This window comes from Moorella sp. E308F, from assembly GCF_006538365.1.
Lineage (GTDB): Bacteria > Bacillota > DSM-521 > Neomoorellales > Neomoorellaceae > Neomoorella.
Genome location: NZ_BJKN01000001.1, coordinates 318594 through 332405, shown reverse-complemented (window position 1 = coordinate 332405; position 13812 = coordinate 318594). Strand labels below are relative to the sequence as shown.

Annotated in this window: 13 protein-coding genes; 12 read left to right on the top strand and 1 reads right to left on the bottom strand. The window is 57.1% G+C overall.

Annotated elements, in window-relative coordinates; translation table 11 throughout:
• Nucleotides 1-145 precede the first annotated feature (145 nt).
• The 12 genes from E308F_RS01550 to E308F_RS01495 all read left to right on the top strand — a co-directional run bounded on the left by E308F_RS01550 (nt 146) and on the right by E308F_RS01495 (nt 12889).
• Nucleotides 146-958: a dihydroorotate dehydrogenase electron transfer subunit gene (locus tag E308F_RS01550; RefSeq protein ID WP_172613517.1), complete on the top strand. Its 813-nt coding sequence runs from the start codon at nt 146-148 to the stop codon at nt 956-958.
• Nucleotides 943-1878: a dihydroorotate dehydrogenase gene (locus E308F_RS01545; RefSeq protein ID WP_172613518.1), complete on the top strand. Its 936-nt coding sequence runs from the start codon at nt 943-945 to the stop codon at nt 1876-1878. The genes E308F_RS01550 and E308F_RS01545 overlap by 16 nt, the downstream gene beginning before the upstream one ends.
• Nucleotides 1879-2028: 150 nt before the next feature.
• Nucleotides 2029-2583: an orotate phosphoribosyltransferase gene (pyrE, locus tag E308F_RS01540; protein WP_172613703.1), complete on the top strand. Its 555-nt coding sequence runs from the start codon at nt 2029-2031 to the stop codon at nt 2581-2583.
• A gap of 55 nt (nt 2584-2638) precedes the next feature.
• A complete protein-coding gene (locus E308F_RS01535) occupies nt 2639-3481 on the top strand; it encodes a fumarate hydratase (protein ID WP_141262925.1) in 843 nt (280 codons plus the stop codon).
• 11 nt (nt 3482-3492) lie between these two features.
• A complete protein-coding gene (locus E308F_RS01530; RefSeq protein ID WP_141262924.1) occupies nt 3493-4053 on the top strand; it encodes a Fe-S-containing hydro-lyase in 561 nt (186 codons plus the stop codon).
• A 168-nt stretch (nt 4054-4221) separates the two neighbouring features.
• The gene (locus tag E308F_RS01525; protein ID WP_141262923.1) at nt 4222-4851 is read left to right on the top strand and encodes a corrinoid protein; all 630 of its coding nucleotides are present in this window, start codon (nt 4222-4224) and stop codon (nt 4849-4851) included.
• A gap of 11 nt (nt 4852-4862) precedes the next feature.
• Nucleotides 4863-5660 carry a methyltetrahydrofolate cobalamin methyltransferase gene (locus E308F_RS01520; RefSeq protein WP_141262922.1) on the top strand — a complete coding sequence of 266 codons (798 nt, stop codon included), beginning with the start codon at nt 4863-4865 and terminating at the stop codon, nt 5658-5660.
• A gap of 68 nt (nt 5661-5728) precedes the next feature.
• A complete protein-coding gene (locus E308F_RS01515; protein WP_141262921.1) occupies nt 5729-7546 on the top strand; it encodes a histidine kinase in 1818 nt (605 codons plus the stop codon).
• A gap of 24 nt (nt 7547-7570) precedes the next feature.
• Complete coding sequence (locus E308F_RS01510; protein WP_172613519.1) at nt 7571-9223, top strand: response regulator transcription factor; 1653 nt, start codon at nt 7571-7573, stop codon at nt 9221-9223.
• Complete coding sequence (locus tag E308F_RS01505; RefSeq protein ID WP_373995942.1) at nt 9195-11042, top strand: ASKHA domain-containing protein; 1848 nt, start codon at nt 9195-9197, stop codon at nt 11040-11042. Before E308F_RS01510 ends, E308F_RS01505 begins: the two co-directional genes overlap by 29 nt.
• A gap of 19 nt (nt 11043-11061) precedes the next feature.
• Nucleotides 11062-12084 (top strand): uroporphyrinogen decarboxylase family protein, encoded by a 1023-nt coding sequence (locus E308F_RS01500; RefSeq protein ID WP_141262918.1) that lies wholly within the window; start codon nt 11062-11064, stop codon nt 12082-12084.
• 115 nt (nt 12085-12199) lie between these two features.
• Nucleotides 12200-12889 carry a hypothetical protein gene (locus E308F_RS01495; protein ID WP_141262917.1) on the top strand — a complete coding sequence of 230 codons (690 nt, stop codon included), beginning with the start codon at nt 12200-12202 and terminating at the stop codon, nt 12887-12889.
• Between the two features lie 20 nt (nt 12890-12909).
• Here the strand turns inward: E308F_RS01495 and E308F_RS01490 are convergent, their stop codons facing one another.
• Complete coding sequence (locus E308F_RS01490; RefSeq protein WP_141262916.1) at nt 12910-13749, bottom strand: aminotransferase class IV; 840 nt, start codon at nt 13747-13749, stop codon at nt 12910-12912.
• Nucleotides 13750-13812 lie beyond the last annotated feature (63 nt).

Below are 13812 nucleotides of genomic sequence, written 5' to 3'. Positions count from 1 at the left end.
ATAATAACTTAAGGAAGAAAACCTATCTGAAACTTGGGTGGTAGTTAACGAAGTGTCTGCTATTTTTTTAACCGCCAGGCTTTTTCATGCAGGAAAAACGAAAACCATGACGAATATATTAGAGATTTTTGCGTAAAGGGTGACCATGTTGATTCAGAACCTGGAAGCGGAAATCCTGGCTTCGCACCAGATTGGGCGGGAGGTTTTTCTCTTAAAACTGCAGGCCCCGGCAATTGCTGCCGCAGCGCAACCGGGGCAATTTGTCCATATTCGCTGTTCAGAGACCCTGGACCCCCTGCTGAGGCGTCCGTTAAGCATCCACGACGTCGGCGCCGGGGGAGAATTATTCCTGTTGTACCAGGTAAAGGGCCGCGGGACGGCCTGGCTGGCCCGGCAGGGAGCAGGAAAAAAAATCAATATTTTGGGCCCTATCGGCCGCGGTTTTACTTTACCGGCCAATAAAAGGGTGGCTTTAGTAGCAGGGGGGCTGGGTATTGTTCCCTTGCTTTTTCTTGCCCGGCGGGCGCTGGAGGCGGGGAATGAAGTTGACTTTTTTTATGGCGCCCAGGACAGGGAACGATTATATCAATTAGAAACTTTAAAGGCTATGAAGATTAACCTGTTTGTGGCTACGGATGATGGCAGCGAAGGTTTTTATGGACCGGTGACCAAACTATGGGAGCATTATCTCGAGGAAAGGACTTATGACCGTTGTTATGCCTGTGGCCCAAGGGCCGGAATGGCGGAATTCGCCCGCCTGGCGAGTAAATTTTCTATTACGGCAGAGGTTTCTTTGGAAGAAAGAATGGCCTGCGGACTCGGGGCTTGTCGTGGTTGTGTGACAGCCCTTCTTGATGCCCAGGGTAAAATATACTATGAAAACGTATGCACGGGTGGACCTGTTTTCGATGCAGCTACCGTGTATTGGGGAGACCAGGTAAAATGGAACAAACTGTGAAGGCGCCTAAAGTCAACCTGGCAGTTCAACTGGCGGGTTTAACTTTACAGAATCCGATAATGCCGGCCTCCGGGACCTTTGGTTTTGGCGAGGAATATGCCCCTTTTATTGATCTCAACCGCCTGGGAGCCCTTGTGGTCAAGACCATTACCCTGCATCCTACCCCGGGCAACCCGCCGCCGCGCTTAATGGAAAGCTATTGCGGCCTGCTTAACTCCGTGGGCTTGCAAAACCCCGGCCTGGAGGTTTTCCTACGGGAGAAACTGCCCTATTTACGCCAGTATAGACCGCCCCTCATTGTCAGTATTGCCGGCAGGACCATGGAGGAGTACGCGGAGCTGGCCACGCGCTTGAGCGAGGCAAAAGGCATTGCCGCCCTTGAGGTCAATATCTCCTGCCCCAATGTCAAGGAGGGAGGGATTGTTTTTGGTACGGTGCCGGCCATGGCGGCCCGGGTGACGGCTATAGTCAAGGAACATACCCACCTGCCGGTGATAGTTAAATTAACCCCGAACGTCACTGACATTACTGCTATAGCTAGGGCGGTGGAAGATGCCGGCGCCGGTGCCATAGCCCTGATTAATACCCTCCAAGGCATGGCTATTGATATTGAAAAGCGCCGCCCGGCCCTGGCCAATATAGTGGGAGGCCTGAGCGGGCCGGCTATTAAACCAGTAGCCCTTTATGCTGTCTGGCGGGTAGCGCGGGCCGTAAAGGTGCCGGTAATCGGCATGGGCGGCATTATGACGGCTCGCGATGCCATTGAGTTTTTGCTGGCAGGGGCTAGTGCTGTGGCTGTGGGTACGGCTACCTTGGTTAACCCAGGAGCGATAATGGAGATAATCGCAGGATTAGAAAATTACCTGACAGAACAGGGCCTTGAAGACGTGCGGGAATTGATTGGTGCGCTGCAAACTTGATTAGCGGACCGACCTGGGAGTGTATATGTAGCTGCCCCGGGCAGCAGGCCCGTGCTTATGCAACTGCGATTACCGCTGCCTCTAGGGCAGAGATAGCAGACAAGTAAAATATCTAGAGGAGTGAAACAAGTGCTCGATCGGGAAGAAATCATGGCCATTTTTCGCCGTACAGGCGTATTATGGGAGGGACATTTTGTGTTAACCTCAGGCCTCCACAGCGGCCGTTACTTACAGTGTGCCCGGGTGCAGCAGTTCCCGGAGGAAAACGCCCTCCTCTGCCGGGACCTGGCGGCAAGATTTAAGGACCAGAGTATTACCGCCGTAGTGGGTCCTGCCATCGGTGCCATTATTATGTCTTATGAAATGGCCCGCAATCTCGGCGCCAGGGCCCTCTTTACCGAACGGGAAAATGGCGTCATGACCCTGCGCCGGAGTTTTACCCTGGAGCCGGGGGAACGGGTGCTGGTGGTGGAAGATGTCATCACCACCGGTGGTTCCGTGCGAGAGGTAATCAAGGTGGTAAAGGAGCACGGCGCGGTGCCGGTGGGGGTCGGCGTCCTGGTGGACCGCAGCGGCGGCAGGGCGGATATAGGTGTACCGGTACAATCATTGATCACCTTTGATATTGAGACGTATAAGCCGGCAGACTGCCCCTTATGCCGGCAGGGCTTACCGGTTGTCAAACCGGGCAGCAGGCAACAATAACGAAGCTTTTCGGTCCCATAAATATACCGGACTCATGCAAAGGGGCGGGAAGGTAATGCGTGAAATTAAAGCCCGGGAAATCACGGCGGCAGTGGCCAGGCTGTGCATCGAGGCCTGCTCGGTGCTGGGGCCGGACTGGTGGCAGGCCATGGCGGCAGCCCAGGCCAGGGAAGAAGCGCCTTTAGGGCGGGATATATTACAACAACTCCTGGAAAACGCCAGGCTGGCGGCCGGTACCGGGGAGCCCATTTGCCAGGATACCGGGGTGGCGGTAGTCTTTGTGGAAGTGGGACAGGAGGTACATATTACGGGCGGCAATCTTTATGAAGCCATCAACGCCGGCGTGAGGCAGGGCTATACGCAAGGCTACCTCCGCAAATCGGTAGTGGGCGATCCTTTACTGCGTAAAAATACCGGCGACAATACGCCGGCCATTATCCACACGGAGATAGTCGACGGGGATCGCTTGAAGATTACGGTGGCCCCCAAGGGCGCCGGCAGCGAGAATATGTCGGGGGTAAAGATGCTCAAACCGGCCGACGGTGTGGCGGGCATAAAGAAATATGTACTCCAAGTGGTGGAGGAGGCCGGCGGCAACCCGTGCCCGCCCATTGTCGCCGGCGTGGGCATAGGCGGCAACCTGGAAAAGGCCCCTTACCTGGCGAAAAAGGCTCTCCTGCGCCCCCTGGGGCAGCGCCATCCTTTAAGCCATGTTGCCGCACTGGAAGAAGAACTGCTGGCGGCTATCAACGCCACCGGCATCGGACCCCAGGGCCTGGGGGGAAGGGTAACGGCTTTGGATGTCCATATAGAAATTTACCCGACCCACATTGCTTCTTTACCGGTCGCCGTCAACCTGCAGTGCCATGCCGTCCGGCATGCCACCGCAATTCTGTAGGGGGTGGGCCTGTGCTTAGCATAACGACGCCTCTGGATGAGGCAACGGCCCGGAAGTTAAGGGCCGGGGATCAGGTTTTAATTAGCGGTACTATTTTAACCGGCCGGGATGCGGCCCACAAGCGGATGGTGGAAACCCTCCGGGCCGGCGGCGAGCTGCCCGTCGATCTCCGCGACCAGATTATCTATTACGTCGGCCCCTGCCCGGCCCGGCCCGGTAAAGTGATCGGCTCTGCCGGACCCACTACCAGCGGGCGGATGGATGCCTACGCGCCGTTGCTCATCAGGGAAAAGGGCTTGAGGGGGATGATCGGTAAAGGCGGCCGCAGCCCGGAAGTAATTCAGGCCATGCAGCAAGTCGGGGCCGTCTATTTCCTGGCCACCGGTGGTGCGGGTGCCCTCCTGGCCCGGCACATTAAAAAGGCCACCGTCATTGCCTACGAAGACCTGGGGCCGGAGGCCATCTACCGCCTGGAAGTAGAAGAATTTCCGGTGATTGTGGGTATTGACTCCGAGGGGAATGACTTATATACGATCGGCCGGGCGAAGTATCGCCGGGAGCTTTCGCCTTGAAGTCCGGGAAGGGGCCTGCCAGAATCCAACGGGGAAAAGATATCCAGATAATATCCTCCTAGGGCAAGAAAACAAACCTTTGGCAAGAATTTAGCCTTGCAGCGTAAGTAATCTTAAAATAAACTTAAAAATGAACCAACATGAATATTCTCAAGGAGGCAAGGCAAAGTGGCAGTCCTGGAGGAAATTAAAGAAGCCTTGATGGCCGGCAACGCCAACAAGGTCAAGGAGCTGACCCAGAAGGCCCTGGATGAGGGCATTGCTCCCACCACCATTATTAACGACGGCCTGATTGCAGCCATGAATATCATTGGCGTCAAGTTTAAGAACAATGAAGTTTACGTGCCTGAGGTCTTGGTGGCGGCCCGGGCCATGCATGCCGGTATGGATGTGGTCAAACCCCTGCTTGCAGGTGACGCCCTGGAGGATAAAGGAACCTTCGTCATCGGTACGGTTAAGGGCGACCTCCACGATATCGGCAAGAACCTGGTCATCATGATGATGGAAGGTGCCGGCTTCAAGGTAGTTGACCTGGGTATCGACGTGCCGGTAGAGAAATTTGTCCAGGCGGTAGAAGAGCACAAACCGCAGCTGGTCGGCATTTCGGCCCTGCTGACATCCACCATGATGCAGATGAAGAAAACTGTCGAGGGCCTGGCGGCTTACCGCGATAAAATCAAGATTATGGTCGGCGGCGCTCCAGTAACCCAAAAATTTGCCGATGAAATCGGAGCCGACGGCTATGCTCCCGATGCTGCCTCGGCTGTAGATCTTGCCCGCCAGCTGCTGGCGTCATAGGAGGCCAGGAGATGCTGGTTGTCGGTGAGCTAATAAATTCCAGTCGTAAAGCTGTAGCCCAGGCCATTGCCAACCGTGATAAGGAATACATCCAGGACCTGGCCAGGAAGCAGGTTGAGGCCGGAGCCCACATTGTTGACGTCAACTGTGGGACAAGCATCGGTGAAGAAGACAAAGTGATGACCTGGCTGGTCAATATAGTCCAGGAAGTCGTCGACGTACCCTTATGTATCGACAGTCCCAGCGCCGAAGCTCTGGCCGCTGGCCTGGCGGCCCATAAAGGCCGGGCCATGATCAATTCCATCACTGCAGAGAAGCAGCGCTGGGAGGAAGTTTTGCCCCTGGTGCAGAAATATAAAGCCAGGGTCATTGCCCTCTGCATGGACGACGGCGGCATGCCGGAATCAGTGGCCGACCGCTTGCGGGTAGCCGGCAAGCTGGTACCAGGGCTTTTAGAGGCCGGGATACCGGAAGACGATATATACCTGGATCCCCTGATCAAACCCCTGGGGGTTAACAGTCAGTACGGCGTTGAAGCTCTTGACGCGGTGGCGGCATTAAAGGAAAAGTATCCCAAAGTTCATATCATCTGCGGCCTTTCCAATGTTTCTTTTGGTTTACCGGAGCGCCGGCTTTTAAACCGGGCTTTTATGGTTATGTGCTTAACTAGGGGGATGGATGCCTTTATTCTTGATCCCCTGGATACGCCCCTGATGGGTCTTTTGAAAGCGGCTACAGCCCTGGCCGGCCAGGATGAATACTGCCTGGAATATATTGCCGCCGCTCGCGCGGGGAAAATTAAAGCTTAAGCTGCGAGTAAATCCGACCGCAGGCAGGGAGGCTCCCTGCTGCGGTCGTTTTTATTAGGAGGAAAAATATGTCTTTTTCCCTGGAAAATTTGATCCAGGCTGTAATCGACGGCAACGCCGTCCAGGCACGGGAAGAAGTTAAAAAGGCCCTGACCGCCGGGGTAGAACCGGCCCAGATTATTTCCGACGGCTTTGTGGCCGCCATGGATGTGGTGGGAGAAAGGTTTGAACGCAATGAGATTTACGTCACCGACCTGATTATTACCGCCCGGGCCATTCACGCCGGTTTAAAGGAACTCAAGCCTTTTATGCTGGCCGGCCAGGTGCAGCCGGTGGGGCGGGCCATTATCGGTACCGTTCAGGGAGACATCCATGATATCGGCAAAAATTTATTGGGGATAATGCTCGAAGCCTCGGGTTTTGAAGTAATTGACCTGGGCGTCAATGTCGCCCCCAGTACCTTTGTCGAAGCGGTAATTAAATACCGTCCTGACGTCCTGTGCCTGTCAGCCCTCCTTTCTTCTACCCGTAAAGCCATGGGTGAAACCATTGAAGCCCTGCAAGAGGCCGGCTGGCGGGGTAAGGTTAAAGTGGTGGTGGGCGGTACGCCCCTCAATGAGACTATTGCTGCCAAAATGGGGGCCGATGGCTACGCGCCCGATGCTGCCACCGCCGTCCAGCTGATCAAGGACCTGATCGACGCCGGCCAGAAACGCCAGGCGGTCCTGGCGCCGGCTACCCTGGATTTATTCTTTGGGGAAGGTTCCCTGGAAGACCTGCAGCGCGCCTTTACCCGTATGACCGGGCTGCACCTGGTCATGGTGGATGCCGCCGGCAATCCTTTGACCCCCCTGGGAGGCTTCCTGGAATGCTCCCGCCATTGCCATTTACTTCAGGGCAGCCCGGCCAAAGACGTGGATGTTACCACCCTGGCGGGTAATTTTAAAGAAGCTTTTATTTACCGCTGTCATGCCGGCCTGGTGGAAATATCTTATCCCCTGGCCAATGAAGACGGGACTGTGGGAGCCGTCCTCTGCGGCCACTGCCTTTTAGAGGGCGATCCCGCCCCGGCTCAATTGCAGACGGCCGTACCGGTGCTGTCCATAAAGGATCTAGAAGCCGTCTGCGGCCTCCTCTCCTTTGTCTCCGGGCAGATCATGCAGCTCAACGCCGTTTTACTGGTCAATAAAGAACTGGAGGAGCAGCGCGCGAGCTTTATCCACTTCCTGAAAAGGCAGCACCAGCTGGAGCAGGCCCTGAAGGATGCCGAACTCAAAGTCCTCCAGTCCCAGGTCAGTCCCCATTTCTTGTTTAATTCTTTAAATACCATCGCCCGCCTGGCCCTCTTTGAGGGGGCGGCAACTACGGAAAAAATGGTGCGCGCTCTGGCCCGCCTCATGCGCTACAGCCTCTACCAGGTCAAAGAAACGGTGACTCTGGCCGAGGAGGTAGCTGCCGTGCGCGACTACCTCTTTATCCAGGAGACGCGTTTTCCGGACCGGGTCCGGAGTCAGGTACTGATAGAGGAGGCTGTCCTGGATGCTCGGGTGCCCTGCATGGTCCTGCAGCCCCTGGTGGAAAACGCTGTCATCCACGGCCTGGAGCCCAAGGAGGAGGGCGGGAAAATTACCGTTTCCGGCCGCCGGGTGGGGGACCAGGTGCATATAGAAATAAAGGATGACGGCATTGGCATTCTTCCTGACGTCCAGAAGGCCATTTTTGACCTCCAGGTACGGGGCAGCGGCAAGGGCCAGGTCAGCGGGCTGGGGATTGTCAATGTCTACCGGCGCCTGCAGCATCAATTCGGCAGCAACTGCGCCCTGGATGTTACCAGCACGCCGGGAAAAGGGACTTGCATTCAGCTTACTTTTCCATATACAATTTGAGAAATGGGAAGTGAGAAGTGAGAGGTGAGTTTGTCCACGGAAATCAAGATCCTGCTTGTTGATGACGAACCCCTGGAACGGCAGGCCATGCGTTTTTTACTGGCCAGGGAACGGCCCCATTACCAGGTGGCCGCGGAAGCAGGTAATGGTATGGAGGCCGTAAACCTGGCAGCAGTTTTAAGGCCGGATATTGTCTTCCTGGACATTAAGATGCCCGTCATGGACGGCCTTACTGCCGGGCGGGAGATACGGTCACTTCTTCCCGAAACCAGGCTTATCTTTGTCTCCGCCTATGGCGAATTTGATTACGCCCGCGAAGCTGTTTCCCTGGGTGCCTCAAAATATCTATTAAAGCCGGTAGACGGGGAAGAAATGATCAAGCTCCTGGATGAACTGGTTGCCGATATTTCTGCAAGCCGCCGGCGCCAGCAGGAAACGGCCCGCCTCAAAGAGGCCCTGGAAAAAATGAAACCCCTGATCCGCCTGGGTTTTATTATGGATCTGATTAATGGGAATATAACGGCAGCCGAGGCCGAAAGCCGCGCCCTTTTCCTGGGGATTACCTCCCTCCCGCGGCTGGCCCTGCTGGTGGATATTGATAATTTTGCCAGCCTGGCCCGGGAAGGCTCGGAAATCGAACGGCAGCTTTTAAAGCAACGGGTAAGGGAAAGTATTGAAAAGGCAACGGCCGCTTGGCCGGGGGCCCTGGTAGCTCCCGCCACCAGGGACGAATTTGCCGTTCTCCTGCCCCTCGATCACCTGGAAAAGGAACGTGACGTCCGTCAGGCCGCTATCCACCTGGGCGAGGCTATCTGCCGCCAGGTGCGCCGGGATACGCAAGTGACCGTCACCGTAGGCATCGGCCGCCCGGCTGAAAAGGTCACCGGCCTGGCCCGCTCCTATGCCGAGGCGACGGTGGCAGCTGAATTCCGCCTGCTTTATGGCGGCGACCAGGTTATTCACGCTGACGACGTTACCACCAGGTCAATGACCACCCATTCCCTGCCGGCTTCAGAGGGACAAGAGCTGAGCCAGGCCATCCGCATGGGTGATCGCGAGCTGGCTTACCGCCAGGCCAGCAATATTTTAATGAAACTGGCCCTGGAACAGGAAAGGCGCCCCGCCCTGCTGAAAATGAAACTCCTGGAGCTGGTGGCCCTGGCAGCCAATGCCGCCCTGGAGGGCGGGGCCGATCCGGAGGCCGTTTCTAATCTCACCCTGGCCGCCAGCAGCGAATTTTTAAACCTTGATAACCTGGCGGATATGCGGCAGCTCATCCTGGAGCGCCTGATGGTCCTGGTAGATCAGGTAGCAGCCAGCCGGGAACAACGTAATTCTTCCCTTATTGACCGGGCCAGCAAGTTTATTGAAGCCAACTTCAGCAAGGATCTCACCCTGGAAGAAGTCGCCCAGCAGGTGTATTTAAGTCCTTGCTATTTCAGCCGCCTCTTCAAACAGGTTAAGGGCCAGAACTTTATTGACTACCTGACCAGAGTACGCCTTAGAGTAGCCAAAGAATTGTTGTTAAATACCGATTTGCCAGTGGCGGCAATAGCAGAACGGGTAGGTTATCATGACGCCCGTTATTTCGGACAGGTATTTAAAAAGCAAGAAGGGTACACGCCCAGCGTGTTCCGCAAAATAGGGGGTGCTAAGTTTGAAGGAAGTGTTGGTTGATTTCCAGCCGGTGGGCCGACGGGTGCAGGTAGCAGCCGGCCAGACTATTTTAGCCGCAGCCCAGCAGCTGGGGCTGGCCCTGGGAGCGGGGGGCCTGACGGCACCCTGCGGCGGCAGGGGGTTGTGCGGCCGCTGCCGGGTGCGGGTAGCCGCTGGCGACGCCGGGGAGCCGGCCGCGGCGGAAAAACGCTTCTTGAAGCCGGAGCAGCTGGAACAGGGTTATCGCCTGGCCTGCCAGGCAGTCATCCAGGGACCGCTGAAAGTGGAAATCCCGCCGGAATCCATGCTCGGAATTCAGAAACTTCAGGTGGAAGGGCTGGACGTTGCAGTAGTCCCGGAAGCGCCAGTTAAAAGGTATAACCTCTCTTTAACCAGGACGACCATTGAGAACCCCCGGCCCCTCTGGCAGCAGGTGGCCGGCGAACTGGAGGCCACTTATGGCCTGGACCGCCCGGAAATAGATTTTAACCTGGCTTTGGTAACAGAACCCATGGCGGCCGGCGGCACCAGCGTGGTTACGGTACGCGGTAAAGAAGTGATCAACATTTATGCCGGCCGGCCGGCGCCGCCGCCCTTAGGCCTGGCTGTCGACCTGGGGACCACAAAGGTGGCCGGTTTTCTTATCAATCTGGAAACAGGGGCTACCCTGGCTGCCGACGGGATCATGAACCCCCAGATCGCCTACGGTGAAGATGTCATGGCCCGCCTGGGCTACGCCCTGGAGGGAGAACAGGGATACCGGCGCATTCAAGAAGTAGCCATCGAGGGGCTGAACCGGCTGGCAGCCACCCTGGCCGGGAAGGCCGGCGTAACAACGACCGACATTGAGGAAGCCGTCATCGTGGGCAATACGGCCATGCACCACCTGCTGTTGCACCTGCCCGTAGAACAGCTCGCCCGGGCCCCCTACGTCCCGGCCCTGACCACACCGGTAGAGGTAAAGGCCCGGAGCCTGGGTTTAAACTTCAGCCCGGGTGCCTATGTTTATTTCCAGCCCGTAATTGCCGGCTTTGTCGGCGGCGACCATGTGGCCATGATCCTGGGTAGCCGTATTGACGTAGCCCGCAAGGTAACCCTGGGCCTGGACATCGGTACCAATACGGAGATTGTTTTAAGTTACGGTGGCAAAATGCTTTCCTGTTCCTGTGCCTCGGGGCCGGCCTTTGAAGGCGCCCACATCGCCCAGGGAATGCGCGCCATTACCGGGGCCATTGCTGCCGTCCGGTTAAGTGACGACGGCCGGGAGGTCTACTGGGAAAGCATCGGCGGAGTACCACCCCTGGGCATCTGCGGCTCCGGTATTCTCGATGCCGTGGCCGAGCTTTACCGCACCGGCGTCATTAATGCCAACGGCCGGTTGGATTTAAATCATCCCCGAGTCAGGCGACCTGCCGGGGGCGGCCCGCTGGAATTCCTCCTGGTACCGGCGGAGGAAACCGGCATTGACAGCGACCTGGTGGTAACCCAGAAGGACATCGGCGAGATCCAGCTGGCCAAGGCGGCCATCGCCAGCGGCACCCTGCTCCTCCTGGAGGCAGCGGGCCTCACGGTGGACGACCTGGAAGAAGTCGTGGTCGCCGGGGCCTTTGGCACCCACCTGAAGCTGGAGAGCGCCATTGCCATCGGCATGTTCCCCAAACTTCCTTTGAACGCCTTCCGCCAGGTGGGCAATGCCGCCGGCACCGGGGCGCGGCTGGCCCTCCTTTCCATGGACGAAAGGCGGCGGGGAGAAACAATAGCCCGCCAGGTGGGCTATATCGAACTCATGACCCGGCCGTCCTTCCGGGATGTGTTTATGAAGTCGCTTTTATTACCATAACTTCTGGAGGTGAAGGCCCGTGAACCATGTTGAGCGGGTGCAGGTGGCTCTATCCCGAGGACGACCCGACCGGGTGCCGGCAGGAGAATTTGAGCTTGAACCCGGGCTGGTGACAGTACTTTTGGGCCGGGAAGGACCGGCAGGTTTTGCCGCGGAGGTGGCTGCCCGGGAGTTTCTGGGGATGGACCTCCTGGCCGTTACCCCCCGGGCGCCGTTAAAGGAAGAGGGGAATGACTGCTTTCGGGATGTCTGGGGTCGGCGGCTGCGGCGGCAGGGGGGCTTCACTACCGTCCAGGCCCCAGCTATCCCCGCCATCAAGGAAGCAGCCAGTTACCGCCTGCCGGACGCGAACGCTTTTGACCTGCTTCTTTTAAGGCGCTGGCGGGAGGAGACGGATTTCTTCGTTTTTGCCTTTGTAGACGGCCCTTTCCAGGGAACCGGTAAGCTTTTTGATTTTACGGATTTTCTCCTGGCGGTGGCTGGACGGGAGGGAGCCATCGGCGACCTGGCCGCGGCTGTTGTCGACTTTAACGTGGAGCTGGCCCGCCTTTGTGTCCAGGCCGGGGCTCACGCCTTGATTATCGGTGACGACATCGCCTATGAACGGGGGACATATATCCGGCCGGCCCTGTGGCGGGAAATCTTTTTGCCCTTCCTGCGCCGCCAGGTGGAAGCTATTAAGGCTATGGGTGTACCGGTCCTTTACCACTCCGACGGTAACCTACAGGCCATTTTACCCGACCTGGCAGCTTTACCCCTGGACGGCATCCAGTGCCTGGAACCGGCCGCCGGCATGGATATTGGCACCATTAAAAAGGAATACGGCGGGCGCCTGTGCTTGATGGGCAACTTCGACTTGAATCTCCTGGCTTCAGGTACGCCGGAAACCATTACGGCGGCAGTGGAGCAGCTCCTGCTGGCGGCGGCTCCCGGCGGCGGGTATATCTTTTCTACCTCCAGCGGTATTTTGAGTGCCGACCTGCCGCCCCAGAACGTCCTGGCCCTTTACCGGGCGGTAGCTGAATATGGTGTTTATATGTAACCTGTTTTAGAAGGTGCTGGCTCCTGGACGTATTTTACTCCCAGCAATATCCAGGTATAACCCTTTCCGCCTGCCATATCAATTAAATAGGGATTCTGGCGGGAAGGTGGTTTTGTTGGCTGGTAAATTTTTACGCTGGCAGGTTATTTTACCCGTGGTGCTCGTCCTGACCCTGGCCGGTGGTTGGTCTTATGTCTATTACCTGCGGGAAATAAAGGTGGAACCCCAGGAACTTATCGTCCAGGCCCTGGATATTACCAACCAGGCAACCAGCTACCGTTTCCACGTCGAGGCAAGCCTGATTACCGGGGGAAATAAAATAGGCTTAAGCAGCCTGGACGGGGAGCGGGCCGGTGACGGCAGCCTGTATTTAAAGGGCCAGATGACCGGCCAGCCGGTGGAGATTTACCAGGTCAAAGATACCACTTATTTTCGCGACCCGACCTCCAAACGCTGGATGGTCACCCCTGGCAACAACCCCCTGGAGCAAGAAAAGTATATGGCTGAAATCAATCCCCTATCCATTTTAAAAATTACCCGGGTGGATGATTTGCAGTTTTTGGGCCGCCAGAAAAAGGTGCCGGGGAGGCCCTACCTCCTCACCTGCCGGCCGCAGGTCAACAACCAGTTCCTCAACAGCTACTGGCAGGATCTTTACTACCAGTTCTGGGTGGAACGGGGAAGCAACTACATCCGCAAAGTTTCCCTGGAAGCCGCCCACCGCCAGCGCCCCCAGGACAAACTGATCATGACCGTCGACTTCTACGATTTTAACAAGCGCATCAACATTAAACCGCCCCAGTAGGGGCGGTTTTACTTTTAGCATTAATTCAAGGTCCTGTCTATAAATTTTTCTTCCCTGTACCTGGCTTGGAGCAATGCTGTCACCGGGCCGGGCCGGCCGTTGCCGACGGGCCGGCCGTCCACCCATGTCAGGGGAAGGATCTCCATCAAGCTGTTGGTGAGAAAGGCCTCCCCGGCAGCCAGGAGAGCCTCGGGCTTTAAGGGTTCTTCCTTCACCGCCAGGCCCAGGCCGGCGGCGAGTTTTAGCACCCGGGCCCGGGCCAGGCCGGGCAGGGGGCCGCTGGCCAGGTCGGGAGTATAAAGGGTATCTTGCTGGATAAGAAAGAGGTTGCTGCGGCTGCCTTCGGCCAGATTACCGTCAAGGTTCAAAAGCAGGGCCTCCCGGGCACCCTTCTTCCGGGCTTCGGCCAGGGCCAGGAGGTTTTCCAGGTAGTTCATGGTCTTGAGGCCGGCCAGGGGAGAGTGCTGGTTGCGGCGAATGGTGACTATGGCAGCCCGGCAGCCTTTGCGGTAATCTTCCGGTGTATAGGGCAGGCCGTTTTCGGCCGTAAACATCAGGTTGTAGCCCTGGCCGCCCTGGAAAAAGTTCAGGCGGCCGCGGCCGGTGGTCACCTGGTTGGCGGCGATGGTAGCCTGGATAGCTGCTGGGAGGCCGGAGGTTTCGGGTACAGGCCAGCCCAGGCGCCGGGCACTGCTGGTAAGACGTTGAAGGTGTTCGGCGAGAAAAAGGGCCCTGCCCTTTTCGATGCGGATTGTTTCAAATAACCCCGCCCCGTACAGAAAACCAGGATCGGCGGGGCTGATTGCCGTTTCTGCCAGGGGCTGGAGAGAGCCGTTAAGGTAGACGATTGCTGCAGGCATAGGTGTTTTCCTCCGAAAATAGCTCACCTGCCGGTGAGCTTTTTTCTACTTTCCATGGTCCTT

What these genes read in the sequence shown, in the direction of transcription:
- E308F_RS01550 (WP_172613517.1), top strand. Translation starts at nt 146, where the DNA reads ATGTTGATTCAGAACCTGGAAGCGGAAATCCTGGCTTCGCACCAGATT.
- E308F_RS01545 (WP_172613518.1), top strand. Translation starts at nt 943, where the DNA reads ATGGAACAAACTGTGAAGGCGCCTAAAGTCAACCTGGCAGTTCAACTG.
- pyrE (WP_172613703.1), top strand. Translation starts at nt 2,029, where the DNA reads ATGGCCATTTTTCGCCGTACAGGCGTATTATGGGAGGGACATTTTGTG.
- E308F_RS01535 (WP_141262925.1), top strand. Translation starts at nt 2,639, where the DNA reads ATGCGTGAAATTAAAGCCCGGGAAATCACGGCGGCAGTGGCCAGGCTG.
- E308F_RS01520 (WP_141262922.1), top strand. Translation starts at nt 4,863, where the DNA reads ATGCTGGTTGTCGGTGAGCTAATAAATTCCAGTCGTAAAGCTGTAGCC.
- E308F_RS01515 (WP_141262921.1), top strand. Translation starts at nt 5,729, where the DNA reads ATGTCTTTTTCCCTGGAAAATTTGATCCAGGCTGTAATCGACGGCAAC.
- E308F_RS01490 (WP_141262916.1), bottom strand. Translation starts at nt 13,749, where the DNA reads ATGCCTGCAGCAATCGTCTACCTTAACGGCTCTCTCCAGCCCCTGGCA.